Origin of the sequence: Acinetobacter septicus, assembly GCF_019355975.1 — a bacterium.
Lineage (GTDB): Bacteria > Pseudomonadota > Gammaproteobacteria > Pseudomonadales > Moraxellaceae > Acinetobacter > Acinetobacter ursingii.
Window position 1 is genome coordinate 1,998,244 of sequence record NZ_CP079898.1, and the last position, 16,663, is coordinate 2,014,906.

The window sequence follows — 16,663 nt, forward strand, 5'->3', positions numbered from 1 at the left end:
TTTTAAATTTTTTTTGCAAATGCGGTGTCACCACCCAAGGCAAAATAAAGACTGACATAGGACTGCATTAAGCTACTTTGCGTTTCAATCAATTGCTGTTCTGCACTAAGTAAATTGCGCTGTGCATCCAAAACGTCTAAATATCCCACAGCACCGTTGTCATAACGCAGTTGTGCCAGCCGTGCAGTTTCCTGGAAAGCACTGAGTCCTTGTTTCTGAATCCGTAATTGTTGATCTAAATATTTCTGTTGAACCAGTGCATCAGAGACTTCACGGAATGCGTTCTGTACCGTCTTTTCATACTCTGCCACTGCAATCTCTTTACGCACTTCTGCTAAGGTCAAATTATTTTTTAGACGACCCGCAGTAAAAATAGGCACACTGATACTAGGAGCAAACGACCAAACACTGCTGCCAGATTTAAATAAATCGTCTAAATCTGCACTGGCTGTTCCAAAACTGCCCGTCAGTGCGATACGTGGAAAAAATGCTGCGCGTGCCGCATAGATATTGGCATGCTTAGATTTAAGCATTGCTTCCGCAGCATGAATATCAGGACGGTTCAACAATAAGTCTGAAGGCAAACCCGTTTGTAGCATACTTGTTTTAAAAGTCACTTGATCTAAATCTGTTTTAGGCAAAGAAATCGGCTGTCCCACCAATTGCACTAAATAGTTTGCAGTCAGTGCACGGGATTTCTGTAATTCAGCCACTAAAGCTTGACCATTACTGAGCATTGTTTTTGCTTGCATGTATTCCACTTTAGAGCCTGCACCCACCTCAAAACGGCGCTTAAAAATTCGTACTGATTTTTCATAATTCTGTACAGAGCGCTGAGCAAAATGGATGCGTTTATCCAGTTCAGATAACGTTAAATAACTTTGAACAGTTTGCTGCATAATACTATTGCGTGCTGCACGCACATTGCTTTCAACTGCAAGAAATTGCTGCAAAGCCGCTTCATTCAAGCTGCGGATACGACCCCACAAATCCAGCTCCCATTGGTTCATGCCAAGACCCACAGAATACTGACTGGATGTCACTTCTCTACCGACATAAGATAAGTCGGCAGGCACATGACTGCGTTCCATGCTCGCAGTACCACCTATATTCGGAAAAAGTTCAGCACGTTGAATGTTATAAGCCGCTTGTGCTTCATGCATACGTAATGAAGCAATCTTTAAATCCTGATTCGCCACTAGTGCCAGATCGACAATATTAATAAGTTGTTGATCTTTGACATAATCAATCCAAGAAAGTGCTTGGTAAGAGTGCTGAGTTTGAATCGGATAATTATGAGATAAAGAAATTTTAGGCTTCTGATAAGGATCTATTTGTTGACAACCAGTAATACTGAATATAATTAAAAAACTACTATATTTTAATTGGGTAAATTGCATAATATTATTCACCCCAAAAATTAACAGAATGATAAAAATGAGAATTTGAAAACATATTTTTTAAATGAATATAAACTAACTGCTTCAATCTAATTTCAATATTAAAATTAGGATCTACCATCCAGTTATGAACTAAACCCATCAATGATGTTTTAATAAAATCATGTACCATTTCAATATCTACATTTCTTGATAATTCCTCTAGAGCTAATGCTTCTTTAAGCCATTTAATAGTTTTTTCCTCACGCATATTATGAGATCTTACCAGACATTCATTTAAAATTTTATTTTGCTCTAAACCATAAAATCTCAACCAAAAATATGCTCTATATTTTTCACGATACAAATAAAAATCATCTGAAATACTTAAAATTAATGAATTAATAACATCTAAACCATATTTATTATTAGTTGCAATTTTAGATTTCTCATTTAACCAGTTTTCCAAATAATTTAAAACTCGAACAAGTAATTGATCCTTAGAACCATAGCGCCGAGAAACTAAACCGCGACTGTATCCAGCATTCACACCTACTGCCTCTAATGTAACTGCATTAACGCCACCTTCCGATAGAAGCTTAATAGTCTGATTCACCATCTTTAAATCAGATTCAATTGCTCTAACCTGTGTCTTTTTCTTAAAAAAAGCATTATTCAAGTTTTCTTTATGTTCTAAAACAGTTGAAATCTCAAGACTCACAACAGCCCCCCCTCCAAAGACATATAAAAATATTGCTGTCAACAACTTTTTCTGAAAAGAATAGACCTCTTGCGAAAGTATAGTTTTATCTAATTTTTGAATTGGCTAAAACCTTATAAAATATAGCTTTTGACTGCTTAAAATTTGACTAACGCAAGAAGTCTAATATAAACTTAAAATAATAAAAGGTCAAAATTTATATTTTAATATTTTAAATATAAATAAATAACAATAACTTACATTAAAAATACTAATAAAAATAATAATAAAAAAAATACCGATCTTTTTAGTCGGCTTTGTTTTAATGGCACAAAAAAAAGTTGTTGCAAAACAACTTTAATAGGCTTTGTTGCACAACGATTTCATAACTATATGATTTTAAAATTTTTGATTGTTTTTTGATCCAAAATTAAATTTATTTAAATCAGATGCTTACATATTTATGCAACAAAGCCACTTTAATAATAAAACAATAACATTGACTGTAACTGAATTTATAATTATTTTATTAAAAATTTTTTAAACGAGACTTAAAATGAATTATCAAGACCTCTCCATTAAATTAATTCAAGAACAATATAAACTCAAGAATTCTAAATCAAAAAGTATATTAGTAATAATTGGCGGAATTGAACTAACGCGAAAAAATCAATCAATCAAAAAGCTAAGTGAATTAATGGATCCTAGATATTTAAAAATTAAGGCTGAAACCCCAAATAGAGTCAAAGAAAATAAATTAATTTGGCAACCATACATAAATGACATTCCAAAAAATGGACAAATCATGTTTTTTTATGGGAATTGGTATACTGATTTACTAGCGTCAACTATATTAAATGATGAAAAAATACAAAATAATGTATTCAACGAACACTTAAAGCGTATATATGAATTTGAAAGTTACTTAAAAAATAATAATGTAGATATTATTAAAGTTTGGTTTGATGTTTCATGGAGCAAAGTAAAAATTCGCACAAAAAATATTGATATTATTAATAAAATCAAAAGAGTTCCACGTTTTACATGGGATGATTTTCCACAAAAAAAATGGAAAACTAAAACCTTATACAATCAAATTCAAACTTTAAGAAATAGATTCACCCACGATTGGGTAATCATTAATAGTGAAAACAATATAGAAAGAAATACACAGTTTTCTCAATTAATACTTAAACATCTAAAACTACCACCTGTACAAATTAAGAATAAATTTAAATATCAGGCGGCACCTATTCCTTCAATTTTAACTCAAATAAAAAAAAGTGAAATTAGCCACATAGAGTATAAAAAAACCATTAAACAACTAGAAAGGAAAGTCGCAGATGTTCTACGTTATTCATCACATAACGTTGTATTAGTTTTTGAAGGTATGGATGCCGCAGGTAAAGGCAGTTCAATTAAGCGCATCATTAAATTTCTAGGGCTACACGAATATAATATTCATAGTATTTCAGCACCAGAAAATTTTGAACGATTACGTCCTTATTTGTGGCGTTTTTGGAATAAGCATTCAACGAATGGGGCACTTAATATTTTTGATCGCAGCTGGTATGGACGTGTACTTGTAGAACGTGTAGAAGATTTAATTAACCCAATAGAATGGCAAAATGCTTATGAAGAAATAAATCAGTACGAAAAACAACTGTCTGATACAAATACAATTGTTATAAAATTTTGGCTAGCAATTTCAAAAGATGAACAATTACGTCGTTTTTACAAGCGAAAAAATACACCTCAAAAAAGCTTCAAATTAACAGAAGATGATTGGCGTAATAGAGAAAAGTGGGATGCCTACTTACAAGCAGCATCAGATATGTTCAAATATACGAGCACAGATATTTCTCCTTGGCACATCATTGCCAATGATAGTAAATATGCTGCACGAATTGAAATTTTGCAAACTATCCTTCATAGCGTACAAAATAAAAATTTAGGTCACTTAGAAAACTTATAAGATTATACTCTGTACACGACAAATTTCATAGGACCCTTGTCCTATCAGGCTTTTTCTTTCTTAAAATGGCTTTGTTGCACAAAGATTTAAAAGATAACACTCTGCTCATTTGAACAGAATTCAAGTGACAACTTGGGTATGAGGACGACCTAATTCTGTAAATTTGTTCAATACGGCTATGCGTGCATGAATCTCATTCACCTGACTAGAAAAACTCCTTGCTGTTAATTTATCACCTAATAGTTTGATGCAATGCATCTTGGTTTCAACTAAACTTCGACGATGATAACCAGACCATTTTTTCCAAAGCGTTCTTCCTAAACGTTTAACTGTTTTCAGTAACTCATTCCGCTCTAAAGATCTCAATTTCTGATCTTTCCATGGTTTTGCATTTTTTCTTGGCGGAATGAGCGCATGTGCATCTCGATCTAGAATGACTTGTCTGCAGTGCTTCGTGTCATAAGCACCATCGGTATAGACCGAATCAATTCGTTCATCTAAGGGAATTTGAGCAAGTAAATCACCGAGTACTTGCGAATCGCTCACATTATTTGTAGTAAGCTGTACCGCACGTATTTGCAAGGTTTCAGCATCGATGCCAATATGAAGCTTACGCCATTGGCGACGATATTCAGGTCCATGTTTCTTACGTTTCCACTCACCTTCACCTAGAAACTTTAAGCCAGTTGAGTCGACGAGTAGATGTAGCCCATCACTACTTTTTTGATAGCTAATCGCAATATCAATATGTTTTTGTCTTCGACAAAGCGTACTGTAATCTGGTGCGGTCCAATTTAATCCACAAAGTTTAATCAGACTTTGAACAAAACCCGTGACCATGCGTAAAGAGAGTCTAAATAAAGATTTGATCATTAAACAGCATTGAATAGCCGTATCGGAGTAAGTTTGATTTCGACCTTGCTTGTTTTGTGGTTGTGCATACCACTGAGTGTTTGGATCAAACCAAATGGAAATGTTGCCCCGATTAATGAGAGCGCGATTATAGGAAGACCAGTTGGTTGTACGATAAGTTTTAGGAGTAGGTTTATTCATTTTGAAATTATAGGACTGAATAAACCTTATAGGCTAGGTTTGTGCAACAAAGCCGTTTAGCTTCCATCGAATTCAAATTTTGCTGTTCTGCCAGTGTCTTGTTTGGCGTATGCGGAACTTCATTTTTTTCACTTGTCCACAGTGCAGGTAGCAAATAAATAGGCTGGTAAGCCCGTAAATTCCATGTTCCTAGTTTTTGTTCTGGTGTTAATTCCCAACGCTGGTCGATTAATGATGCTTTTAAATCCGATTGATGATGTTCTAAAGCAAAAAAATGGTTCGGATTGCCCTGCTTGTTATCTCGGCTGCTCGGCCGTTTTAATGTTTGTAACGGCATGGCCTCAGCAGATCCAGCGCCTTCTGCAACTAATACCGATGCCACTGTTACGTCGCTGAGCTTTACTGAAAATAAACCGTCATAACAATTTAAACGCTCTGCATTTGACTCAAGTGCTACACAAGCAGAAGCACTTGCAGGTTGATAAGCATAGCCTGCTTCTGTACACAATATAGACAGCATCGCCAAGTTCAACACCCTGAATGAATACTTTGTACGGCGTGTCAATTTAACAGCCATTTTTAAATTTCCTTTCTTCATTTTTGAGAATACTTTCATACAGCACATTAGAAAAACGGTAAGTATGTGCAACTAAACGATCTAGCCAACGTTGTGCAGCAAGTAACTCAATCCCCTTTGCTGCATTAAGTTGATTCACTTCAGTATGCTGCAGAATTTTTTGGCGTATTTCGGCACGATGCTGACTGGTCCACTTCTTTAAACTATTTCTTTGTACACGAAAAAAAATATAACTCATTAAAATAATGGCATAATACTTGTTTTCTGACGACGAATATGATGGCACATTTCAATGAGCTATATCTCATCTTAAACAAATATCTAAAGTGGAACAAGTCACATGTAAAATGTTTTACACTGATTATGCTTGCATTAATTGTAAAACAGACATGTAATCTTTCTTCTGCATCTAAAGCCTTACCCATCAAGTGCTTACCACAATCATTTTATCGACGTATACAACGCTTCTTTGCAGGTCAGTATTTCGATTATCGTCAAATTTCTCAGTTAATTTTCAATATATTTTTATTCGATAAAGTCCAATTAACTTTGGATAGAACCAACTGGAAATGGGGGAAACGAGATATCAATATCTTGATGTTAGCCATCGTCTATCGTGGAATAGCCATACCTATAGTTTGGACATTGCTCAATAAACGGGGAAATTCAGATACAAAAGAGCGTATTGCTTTGATTCAACGCTTTATCTCTATTTTTGGTAAAGACCGTATTGTGAATGTGTTCGCAGACAGAGAATTTATCGGTGAGAAATGGTTTACATGGTTAATTGAAAATGACATTAACTTTTGTATACGTGTTAAAAAAACTTCATTGTGACCAATCACTTAGCCAAGAATCATAAAATTAGTGATTTATTTCGTCATCTTCAAGTTGGTCAAACTGAATGTCGTAAACGACGTATTTGGGTTGGTCGAGTGAAACTGTATATTAGTGCGCTACGATTAGAAGATGGAGAACTTTTACTTGTTGTTTCTCCTATGTTTAATGCTTCTGCTATTCGTGATTATGCATTACGCTGGGAAATCGAAACCCTATTTAGTTGTCTCAAAGGACGTGGATTCAATCTTGAAAATACTCGTTTAACAGACCCTAGACGAGTCAAGAAATTGATAGCAGTGCTAGCTATCGGTTTCTGTTGGTGCTATTTAACAGGTGAATGGCAACATGATCGAAAAAAAGCAATAAAAATAAAGAAGCATGGACGACTTTCAGTAAGTTTATTTCGCTACGGTTTGGACTATGTTCAAATGGCTATTCTACGTTTGATTGGTTTTGGAAAAAAAGAAGAATTTAAGAAAGTGCTAGCAATTTTAAGAAAGAAAAAGCCTGATAGGACAAGGGTCCTATGAAATTTGTCGTGTACAGAGAAGATTATATAAAGATATTTTATAATCAAATCAGGTGCCATTAGCATCTCGAAAGAATGAGTCCAAAAGCATTTGAAACAGGGCAGAATGAGGCTGTCTCATACTGGGATAACTAGAGCTGTCCCCTATGAACTCAAAATAATAGCCCTCTAGGTAAAGAGGTCCATTTTAATTTTGAGGCTGTATTAATTTAATATTCAACTTCTTTCAGTTCTTTAGCTAATAAAAATTTCCAAGCTCCGTTTTCATCAGGCTTGAAACTATACCTCCAATGTGCGAATAAGGCTGAAAACTCAAGTGGGAGATTGATTGCATAGAATATCTGTAACAACTTCTACCTGTTTCAATTGTTTAATTTCCCAAGTAAGAACCTCTATATCTTCAAATATACAGCATGTTATAGGTTGTTATTTAGTTCTTAAAATTATATAAAAATAACAATATATTGTATATTAATTGTAAATATACACAAGATATGGGGTATATCAATCTTGTTTAATATTTCAAAAAATTATAAGAATATTCAATTGATTGTTTTTTACACTTATGGGGACTATGGAAACGGCTTTTGATTTCAATGAAAAATTTGGCACACCTAAAAAATTGTTGTGTAAAAATTTTAATAAAATCCAAATCAGTGTACATCCTTATTTTTCTGGAATTTATCTTTGCTATCAAGAGGCTTTTAAATCCTTAAAAACTGATTTGTCTACATTAAATCCAAGTCTCGAACTTCACGTATGGAAAGATCCTAATTTCTCTGGTTTTACCATTACAAATAATTTTCAGTGGTTTCTATATTGGTCTCAGCATATACCAAAAAATATTAACGTACTTGTTCATTCTTTTCCTCAAGATGAGGACAAAATTGAGCTATTAAAAAAAGTGGCAAGTTCAGAATTCATAAAATTTCTGTCCTTTTATCATGAACTGGACCGACTTAACCCTAAAAAAATGCAATCGCTGATTAATGCCCATATTTCATCTGAAGTTATCCTGGCTTTAAACAAAGAAAATTCTTTCAAACCTCACCGTACTATGAGCTTGGATCTGCTTGCAGAACTGCTGTCATGCACACAAAATCAACTGAATTACCGCAATAAAGTTATAAACCGGAAAAGACAGAATGTGCTTGATCAACTGCAGCAAACCAGTGGAATTGTGCAGCAGCTTCTAAACAATCCCGACTTCGTTCTCACGCCAGATCAGCTATGGAAAGCATAATGTCAGAATCTAACCCAAGCCATCAAAATGCTGCTGATATTACGCGGGTATCATTAAAACAGACACTGGAAAAACTCTTTGGTGACGAGCAGCTCCAACGTACCAAACATATTCAATATGTTGCTGATTTACTGATTTCATATCCAACTGATCAATGTCTGGAAGGGCTGAATCTCGATCTATTAGATTTTGATCTAGAAACCAGTTCTGTTGTTGCTAGACCCGCTGCCTTGGTCTCCTCTCGAAAACATACTGTTCGCGCAACACCAGTCACTTGGTATGTGAACTCAATTGCACAATTAGCAAAGTCAGAAGAAAATGCGTTAATCTGGAATATCCTGGTCTTAAAAGCAGCAGTTTACCTAATTGCGCTTCCAGACATTCAACCTGAACTTTTTAAAGATGATCACACAGAACATTTCAACACTGTAAAACGTTTATTCCAGCGCTTCCGTACCGCCAATCGGGTTCTGAGTTCCGAAAAAGAATATCAAAATACTCCTGAATATATGCTTCTTTGGAAAAAGTATCTTAAAGATCCATCCCTTTCCTTAGTTGAATTTATTCGGTATTTGAATGAGGTTATTGATGAAGAACGTGATAAAGAGTCATCTAATGATTTTATGCAAAACCTGCTCAAAGTGATCCGCATCACCTTTAATTATGTTTTGGAAAATAAAGCAAAAATTGCCAAAGAGAGCATCGAGACTCAACTGCAACATGAATTTTTAGACGAAGATCAGCTGATTGTAGAAAGTTCAGAAATTAAAAAAGGGCAAAAATCTAAAGCTCTCAATATAGAAAAACAACTAGATGACCAAGATACACGTCAAATACTTGTAGACCCAACCATCGTTACCCCTCTGGCTGAATATTCAGAATCCAGCCAGAGCTATGTGCTGCCTCTGGTTGCCAAACATATTCAACGAAAAGAACATTTGCTGCCATACAGCAGCCTCTTTCCTAATATCACAAGTATAAGTGCTCTACTTACTGAACTATATAAAAATTACATTGTTGAAATTGAAGAAGACTCTAAAGACAAGGATAAAGAAACCAAAAAAAAGAAGGCATCCTTGATCCTGATGCTGTCATTTCTGACCGGAAATAAAATCCAGGAGTGGCTACATCTACAAAGTAAACGTGCTAAAAAATTGAATTCTCGCCAACAGATCAAGCAAAGCAATGGGCAATATTTTCTGAGAAGTAAATTTTCAATTTTTGAAAATAAGGATTTTGCTTATCCAGATGGCTTGCTCAACCAAACAGTTCATCTGGACATCCCGATCCCGAATTCATTTATTGCTTCGCTACGAGATGGTAACACCGTTACGGAAGAGGACATTCAGCAACATTTGAAACAGCTGAGAGCCAAACTTTATATTCCAAAATTATCATTAATAAGAATTAGCTCTCTTTTACATCAGACTATTTTGCAACGCACTGGAAATAAACAGCTTGCTGACCTTCTCACCGGTATTGATGCAAATAAGTCTTCTTCTACTTCTTATTGTCATCAAAATATCCTGACTTTACAGACTGAATATGTCTCAATTTTAAAAGAGCTGTGTGAGTCGTTATCCGATGACTACCAGAATATCGAATATGCTGCAGAAAAAAACTTTGGTAGCCGCAAAGCACCTACTTCAAATGTGATTCAAAATATCTTTGCCACACTCAAATTCAGAATAATTTCACAAAAAGAAGACGACTGGATAGCAATTTTCAATCATTACAATCTGTGGATGTGGCATTTCTTGTTGCTCTTTACTGCTGCACGACCCGTCGCTGAATTTCCAGGTTTTTTAAAAAGCTTTAACCTGAAAAGAAAAATATGCATGGTTTCTGATAAAGAGGTGGGTGGGCGTCAAGGCTATGGACGTTTAATTCCACTGGGTCATTTTGTCGCACAAGAACTCCAGAAATTCATAGAATTTTTACATTATTTTAAAACTCAAATTGCTCCTAGTCAGCCAGAAATTCCACAATATATTCAACATATTTTAGAGAGCAAGCTTCCACTTTTGAATATCTTTCAGGATGGTCAATGGCACCCATTAAGGCCATCAATTGTAAAAAACTTTCATCCTGAGTTAGGTTTGGAGCATGAAAACTGGCACCGGCATACTGCCCGTGCGTTTCTCAGCAATAAAATTAACGAAATTGAAATTTTAGCTTTATTCGGTCATGAACCGATGCAGCAAGAAGCTGCTCATCCTTATTCCAGCTTATCTATTTCACAATATTCAAGCATTGCTCATATTCTTGAACAAATGAAAGATCATTTTAATATTACCGGTATTGAACTAGATGTCCTCACTCAATAAACGTACTAAGCAAACTCGAACACTATATGCCGAAGCACGTAGAAAACAAGACCGACTCGATCAGGAAAAACAGCTTCGAGCAGATGTAGAACAGGAGCTAATTCAATACTTCCAAGAACAAGATTTGGAACAAAAAGGGCATCTTGAATCCTTCTATCCAGCAATTTATGAGTTTATTAAACGCAAAGCTCCAAGCTTGGCCTGGAAAAAATATGCGCATGAATTTTTTCGGTCATATATCAAGCAAATCAATTTAAATCGTCGTGAGACTTTGCCCCTACCAAATCTGACATTTGAGATGCAGCGTGATCAGCCGGTTTTTACAATGGACTGGATCGAGAAGGGACATCAGGTTGATGAAGTTCTTGATAAGCTTTGGGACTACTGGATTCTAGCGAAAGATAGCAAGACATTTTCTGATGATGAAATCATTGGAAATATTGTTATTTCTGCCCTGCTTTACTCAGGCTTAAATCAAAAATCCTCTTTAGAAGCTTTGCTTGAACACTTAAAAGATCCGGCAAAAATCAGAAAGATCGAAGATCTGAACATTATATTTTTAGAACCGCTCTCCCCCTCTTATGGAGATCTCTTTATTGATGAAAAAACCATCCGTAAATCGCGTAATTTTATTCCGGATCAAATTACACGCTTATGGTTAATTCATTTTAATAGCAGAAATATTCGTACAGTAAACCAGAATGTAGAAGACTATCTACAGCTTATTTTTAATAAGATTAAGTTACCATTTAATCTCAAAACTTATAAATTGTTACGCGACTACGCCAACTTTAACTGGATGCAACTCCCGAAAGTTGACATTGATCCTGCACTTTCACAATGCCTCATTGAGAATACTGCAACCTGTGGCTTATCAGAAATAGAATTTGAAAGATTTCTTCATCCAAAATTTAAATATCAGCAGGACACTCTTACTGATTCAAATGTAGAAAAATCACCATCTACTGTGAGGGAATCCTACTCTAATGATGACATTCAGCAAGCCTTGGATGATGTTATAAAGATTCACAAAGACCTTTTACAACTGATTCGTACATCACAAACTGATCAAAGTATCGATGCATTAATCATTAAATATTGCATTGAAAATACTAATAAATTTAATGAGTATAGTAAACGTGTCGCCTTATGGCTCATCAGCCTTTATAAACCAGAATTAGAACAGATTCAGCCACTGGCTGAACGTTTTAATTTTTGCGTAAACCAATTTCAAAAATCGTTTCAGCAGAATAAGCGTTTAAAAGACGGTTCGATTTACACTTATTATTCGCGTATTGCCGAGCCGTGGTTAACTCACTCTTTACAATATCTAGATAGCGAAGATGATCTGAATACGAACCTAGCGAAGATCTACCAACAAATCATCACGAATACCCGACTCGCAGATGAAGCAGGCCAACCTGAGTTTAAAAAATCCAGTGGTCAGACCGTCAGGATGTTGAAACGCTTCCATAGCTTTCAACAAACAGTTTTTGAAGCTGAGTCTCTCGAATTAGAGTCAATTGCCATACAAAACAGACCGAGAGCACGTATCATTGGTCCCATGACTTATCAAGCTTTCATGAACAAGTTAGATACCTTATTTTCAGGTGCTAATAGTCAAGAAAATACTTATAAGATATTAAAAATCATCTATATCTTAGCTTACCGTACCGGTATGCGTATTAATGAAATTCTAGGCTTACGTGTGCGGGATATCGAGGGCTTGAGCTGTCTATCCGTATGGATTCAGCCTTACGGCTCAAAAAAGAAAGGAAATTTACATCAACTTAAAACAGATAGTGCTGAACGCAAAGTTCCTGTGTATTGCTTATTAAAAACCGATGAATATCAACTATTTCATAATCATGTAGTCGAGCAACGTCTACTCAATCAGGAAAACTTATACCTATTCAGCAACTGGAATGAAAATAGCAAGCTGAACAAACATACGGTGACAACACCTTTCAGAATGATTATGAACGAGCTTTTTAAAACTCATGACTATTCTTTTCACTCATTTCGACACACGGCTGCCAATCACTTATCCATTCTGCTCAACTGCGATTATGCTCCACTGGTCAAGAATCTTACGGATTATACTGCAGAAGAATATCAGTCCATTCGGACAGAGTTACTCCGTAATACGCATGGTCAAAATCATTGGTTTATGATTGCCCATTTACTGGGTCACATTGACCCTACGGAAACCTTTAAAAGCTATATTCATCTGAGCTACCTGATCGCTGGACATAAAATACTGCAATATCACCCAGACATAGATACTCAATTAGCAAAGAAAATGATGGGCTACCTGCCTTCTTTCAAATTTTTAAACACAGTAAAAGATTCTGCTCCATTCAATTTCGAAAAACATGCTGTCCATTTAAGTCAGCAGTTACTCAACGATCAAACTGACTGGTTAAAAAGTAACGTAGAAGATATTCTAGATGAGGTTTCATTTAACGCTCAGCCTCATGATTTTTTTAAATATTTTGCAGGAACAAAGGAATCCAAAATTTCATTTGCATGGTTTTTTAAATGCTTAAATTTACTGGAAATTCATCATGATCCAGATCTAGTCTCAAAGGAAATGTGTTTACCTGTAGAACTGGTTAACTACTGGTATGAAAATGCAAAACAACTAGGCCAGCTCAAGTCTCAAAAAAATAACCCAAGATTATTTGATCTCAACAACACAAATCATCTGGATAAACCTTTGAAACCCGCCATGATAGATACCGTTGAAGAGCGCACAGCAAGGAACTATTTTTTTGAAAATATTCAAAATATATTTGAAAAAAAGCCAGATCAAATAAAAGCGGTGCTTGAGACATTTTTAAGTCGTGCTACAGTTTCTCATACCGGCATTCATTATCGATGGAATAAAATCGATCAATTGGAATCATTTTATTCCAAGGTAAAAGACCTGTTTCCCCATCAATTTTGGCATTTGCTTGGACAAGACTTGGTACAATTGTTAGATAAAAAGAAACAACCTTTATTACTGAAGCTGGCTAAATCGAGCACAACAGAGCATCCTACGACTCAAGAAGATTATGTTCGTCTCCAGCTTTACTCAACAAAAGATGCCAAAGCACTGGCAGCGTTTAAATTCTGTTTACATTTAGCCTGTATCGGTAGACCTCGATCTCTTGAACTCCAAGTTGCAGGACTAGAAATCACTACATGCTGTTAAATAATTTAACCGTTGTTTCCTTATCTAAAGTCAAATTTAATATATCTTTAGTAAAAATTGGATGTCTGATCAACGATAATTAAATAGTATAAACTCTATGAATTAGCAGCGTCTGAAACAGGGATCAGTCATGCGTACAACATCAGAAAAAACTGCAAAACAGAAAATGATATTAGCTAAGGCAGTTTTAGCTGCTGCTGAGCGCCTTGGTCTTACACAAGATCAACTAGCCTTAATACTGAATATAGATTCAGTGAAAAAATTAACCTCTCTTGAATTAGATCCCACTTCAAAACAGGGAGAAATCGCCCTCACTTTAATCCGTATTACCACATCACTAGATGCTCTTACAGGTGGGGATACAGCCTGGATGCAGCATTTTATGAAATCACCCAATAAATTGATGAGTGGTATTCCAATAGAACAGATTCAGAACCCTCAAGGATTAGCCTCTGTTTTACAATTGGTGGAAGGTCTTCGGGCTAAACTTTAAGATAAGCAAAGTATTATAGAAAAATTTGAAAGTGATAGTCCTCTCCAATAATTCAAATGCGAGGTATAAGAATCCCCCTTCTTCTCAAGATGTATATGTCTGGCCTAATTCCGTCAATTAATTGCGAACTGCTGCTATATATTGGATTTTATTAACCTGATGCGAGGTAAATCCCCCTTATAAATTCAATAACTATTCAACAATCATTATAGAAGTTTGCTATATAGCAAACATTCACCATAATTAGTTAAAAGTTTGCTATATGGCTAACAAGTTTCGGGAGCGAAAAATTGATATGGCTACAAGAGGCGAAATAGGTAAAGAAATACGTTTGGCAAGAAAAGGATTAGGCTATACACAGAAAAGTCTTTCAGAAAAGACTAAAGTCAATAAAACAACAATTTCAGAGATAGAGAATGGCCGTTTTACAGGTTCATTTGACATATTTGAACGTGTGCTTGATGGCGTGGGTTTACAATTCGAAGTGAATAAAAAAAAGTTTAAATTGCCACAGTGGGATGAAATTGAAGAAATATTTTCAGAATATGATGAATGAAATTATTTACAGGCTCTTATCATTTGGTATTTACATCCAACAATGCAAAATCAACAACAACTTGAACACCCATTTCTCATACAAGTAGGGCTATTTTACAGATCGAAATGATAAATTCATAAATTGCTTTTCAAAAAAAAAGAAACTAATATGTTTCTTATAGGACCTAAAAGCAATAAATGTATCTACAATGAATAAGTCTTTACTTCAGCAAATCAAAAAAAGACGAACCCAATTGGGCTTAAAGCAAGTTGATATGCAATCCCGTACAGGCATTTCAAGACAGCAGTACCAAAAACTGGAAAGTCAGGGCAACCCTCGATTAGAGACCTTAGAAATTATAGCGGCAGGATTAAATGCTCAACTGATGCTCATCCCTGATGATAAGGTTCATTTGATCAGACAATTATTGAATGATGAAATTAAAGTCACTATTGAAGATCAGGATGACTTAATGACTAACCCATGGAAGGGTCTTCTCGGAGGAGAGGAACCATGAATACTGTTGCCGTCCTGAAATTAACATTACATCACGGTATCGTTGGATACTTGGCAGGATTTCAGAGCGGAAAAAATATTCTGGTTTTTACAGATTCTTTCCGCTTTGATCAGCAACGTCCGACCTTGAGCCTGCTGACTTCCCCCTTGTATCCTCAAGCGGATAAAATTTTAGAAAAGACCTATGTTACACATCAGCGCTTACACCCCTTGCTATCAAACTTGCTACCAGAAGGTGCATTACGTGAACTGATTGCACAAAGCCTCAAAGTACATATAGACAATGAATTTCAGTTATTGGCAGCTTTAGGTCATGATTTACCTGGAGCACTCATTGCGACTCCATTAGATCCAGAAGAAATTCCAGATGAAATAAAATTCAAACTGCAGATCTCGAATCCAGATCAAATTTTAAAGCAAGAGATTCGAACAGATAATAAGTTTTCCTTGGCCGGCGTCCAAATGAAGTTTTCCATGAAAGCCAAAGATGGGCGTTTTACACTAGCACAGGCAACGGAAACGACTCTACTCGGGGACTGGATTATCAAAACTCCTTCTTCCAGACATGCTTTTGTTCCGCTAAATGAATATTCTATGATGACCCTTGCCAAAACGGTCGGAATAGATGTCCCTGAGATTCGCTTGGTGGATATGGCCCTTTTACAAGACCTTCCACCATTAAATTTACCCCAAGAGCAATATGCTTTCGCAATCAAAAGATTTGATAGACAGAGTACTGCTGATACTACAGAGCTTATTCACATCGAAGATTTTGCTCAGATCTTCGGCGCATATCCACATCAGAAATACAGCACCACAAATTATGAGCAGATAGGAAAGATCATTTATCAATTATCAGATAACAAAATTATTGATATTCAGCAATTTGCCAGCCGTTTACTCATAAATATTTTACTCGCCAATGGAGATGCACACTTAAAGAACTGGAGTATGATTTATTACGATAAAAGTGCACCAAGATTATCACCCGCATACGATATATTAATGACCAGTGTATATATTGAAAATGAGCATCATTTCGCATTAAATCTTGCCAAAAATAAAGATTGGTATTTAGCTGAGATGAAGCATTTTAAGCAATGGGCAGAAAAAGTCGGCGTTCCATGGCGTATCATCGAGAAGCAACTTCACGATATTATGGATAATGCTCGATCATTATGGCCAGCGCTATTACTAGACTTACCTATGATTTCCGCTCATAAAGAAAAATTAAGAGAACATTGGAAAAAATTGCATCCAGACTTTCAGATACTTACAGGTGATTAGGGCAACC

The 16,663-nt window shown here is 35.6% G+C and carries 13 protein-coding genes and 1 pseudogene; 9 read left to right on the plus strand and 5 right to left on the minus strand.

The genetic code is table 11. The features are described from left to right. Positions 1–2: 2 nt before the first annotated feature. Entirely contained in the window at positions 3–1,400 is a 1,398-nt protein-coding gene (locus I6L31_RS09690) for an efflux transporter outer membrane subunit (protein WP_004907105.1), read from the minus strand. A gap of 4 nt (positions 1,401–1,404) precedes the next feature. Then, positions 1,405–2,100, minus strand: a complete 696-nt coding sequence (locus I6L31_RS09695; RefSeq protein WP_005001583.1) for a TetR/AcrR family transcriptional regulator — start codon at positions 2,098–2,100, stop codon at positions 1,405–1,407. A 535-nt stretch (positions 2,101–2,635) separates the two neighbouring features. Here I6L31_RS09695 and I6L31_RS09700 point away from each other — a divergent pair. Continuing rightward, entirely contained in the window at positions 2,636–4,054 is a 1,419-nt protein-coding gene (locus tag I6L31_RS09700) for a hypothetical protein (RefSeq protein WP_005001577.1), read from the plus strand. A gap of 120 nt (positions 4,055–4,174) precedes the next feature. Here the strand turns inward: I6L31_RS09700 and I6L31_RS09705 are convergent, their stop codons facing one another. From I6L31_RS09705 to I6L31_RS09715, 3 genes and pseudogenes are all read right to left on the minus strand, one after another. Next, positions 4,175–5,107 (minus strand): IS5-like element ISAha2 family transposase, encoded by a 933-nt coding sequence (locus I6L31_RS09705; protein WP_001040037.1) that lies wholly within the window; start codon positions 5,105–5,107, stop codon positions 4,175–4,177. Positions 5,108–5,162: 55 nt separating this feature from the next. Then, a pseudogene (locus I6L31_RS09710) lies at positions 5,163–5,684 on the minus strand (phospholipase A); the annotation flags it as partial. Beyond that, complete coding sequence (locus tag I6L31_RS09715) at positions 5,674–5,922, minus strand: hypothetical protein (RefSeq protein WP_004809420.1); 249 nt, start codon at positions 5,920–5,922, stop codon at positions 5,674–5,676. The pseudogene I6L31_RS09710 and the gene I6L31_RS09715, both read right to left, overlap by 11 nt. 41 nt (positions 5,923–5,963) lie before the next feature. Between I6L31_RS09715 and I6L31_RS09720 the strand changes: the two genes are divergently transcribed. From I6L31_RS09720 to I6L31_RS09755, 8 genes are all read left to right on the plus strand, one after another. Next, a protein-coding gene (locus I6L31_RS09720) for an IS4-like element ISAba33 family transposase (RefSeq protein ID WP_100243284.1) occupies positions 5,964–7,054 on the plus strand; the annotation gives its coding sequence in 2 pieces (ribosomal slippage) (positions 5,964–6,504 and positions 6,504–7,054; 1,092 coding nt in all). Positions 7,055–7,627: 573 nt separating this feature from the next. Further along, on the plus strand, positions 7,628–8,296 hold the full coding sequence (locus tag I6L31_RS09725) for a hypothetical protein (RefSeq protein ID WP_010588950.1): 669 nt from the start codon (positions 7,628–7,630) through the stop codon (positions 8,294–8,296). Then, positions 8,296–10,623, plus strand: coding sequence for a hypothetical protein (locus tag I6L31_RS09730; RefSeq protein WP_004907117.1), 2,328 nt, complete (start codon positions 8,296–8,298; stop codon positions 10,621–10,623). The genes I6L31_RS09725 and I6L31_RS09730 overlap by 1 nt, the downstream gene beginning before the upstream one ends. After that, entirely contained in the window at positions 10,607–13,822 is a 3,216-nt protein-coding gene (locus I6L31_RS09735) for a tyrosine-type recombinase/integrase (RefSeq protein ID WP_005001574.1), read from the plus strand. The genes I6L31_RS09730 and I6L31_RS09735 overlap by 17 nt, the downstream gene beginning before the upstream one ends. A 130-nt stretch (positions 13,823–13,952) precedes the next feature. After that, positions 13,953–14,315: an MbcA/ParS/Xre antitoxin family protein gene (locus I6L31_RS09740; RefSeq protein ID WP_004907123.1), complete on the plus strand. Its 363-nt coding sequence runs from the start codon at positions 13,953–13,955 to the stop codon at positions 14,313–14,315. Between the two features lie 295 nt (positions 14,316–14,610). After that, on the plus strand, positions 14,611–14,871 hold the full coding sequence (locus tag I6L31_RS09745; protein ID WP_004907126.1) for a helix-turn-helix domain-containing protein: 261 nt from the start codon (positions 14,611–14,613) through the stop codon (positions 14,869–14,871). Between the two features lie 190 nt (positions 14,872–15,061). After that, positions 15,062–15,370 carry a helix-turn-helix transcriptional regulator gene (locus tag I6L31_RS09750; protein ID WP_004282130.1) on the plus strand — a complete coding sequence of 103 codons (309 nt, stop codon included), beginning with the start codon at positions 15,062–15,064 and terminating at the stop codon, positions 15,368–15,370. Continuing rightward, positions 15,367–16,656: a type II toxin-antitoxin system HipA family toxin gene (locus I6L31_RS09755; RefSeq protein WP_004907127.1), complete on the plus strand. Its 1,290-nt coding sequence runs from the start codon at positions 15,367–15,369 to the stop codon at positions 16,654–16,656. Before I6L31_RS09750 ends, I6L31_RS09755 begins: the two co-directional genes overlap by 4 nt. Positions 16,657–16,663: the final 7 nt, after the last annotated feature.

Bases quoted from the DNA above. Each gene is read 5' to 3' on its own strand.
- I6L31_RS09690 (WP_004907105.1), bottom strand. From the start codon at position 1,400: ATGCAATTTACCCAATTAAAATATAGTAGTTTTTTAATTATATTCAGT.
- I6L31_RS09700 (WP_005001577.1), top strand. From the start codon at position 2,636: ATGAATTATCAAGACCTCTCCATTAAATTAATTCAAGAACAATATAAA.
- I6L31_RS09705 (WP_001040037.1), bottom strand. From the start codon at position 5,107: ATGAATAAACCTACTCCTAAAACTTATCGTACAACCAACTGGTCTTCC.
- I6L31_RS09715 (WP_004809420.1), bottom strand. From the start codon at position 5,922: ATGAGTTATATTTTTTTTCGTGTACAAAGAAATAGTTTAAAGAAGTGG.
- I6L31_RS09725 (WP_010588950.1), top strand. From the start codon at position 7,628: ATGGAAACGGCTTTTGATTTCAATGAAAAATTTGGCACACCTAAAAAA.
- I6L31_RS09730 (WP_004907117.1), top strand. From the start codon at position 8,296: ATGTCAGAATCTAACCCAAGCCATCAAAATGCTGCTGATATTACGCGG.
- I6L31_RS09735 (WP_005001574.1), top strand. From the start codon at position 10,607: ATGTCCTCACTCAATAAACGTACTAAGCAAACTCGAACACTATATGCC.
- I6L31_RS09740 (WP_004907123.1), top strand. From the start codon at position 13,953: ATGCGTACAACATCAGAAAAAACTGCAAAACAGAAAATGATATTAGCT.
- I6L31_RS09745 (WP_004907126.1), top strand. From the start codon at position 14,611: ATGGCTACAAGAGGCGAAATAGGTAAAGAAATACGTTTGGCAAGAAAA.
- I6L31_RS09750 (WP_004282130.1), top strand. From the start codon at position 15,062: ATGAATAAGTCTTTACTTCAGCAAATCAAAAAAAGACGAACCCAATTG.
- I6L31_RS09755 (WP_004907127.1), top strand. From the start codon at position 15,367: ATGAATACTGTTGCCGTCCTGAAATTAACATTACATCACGGTATCGTT.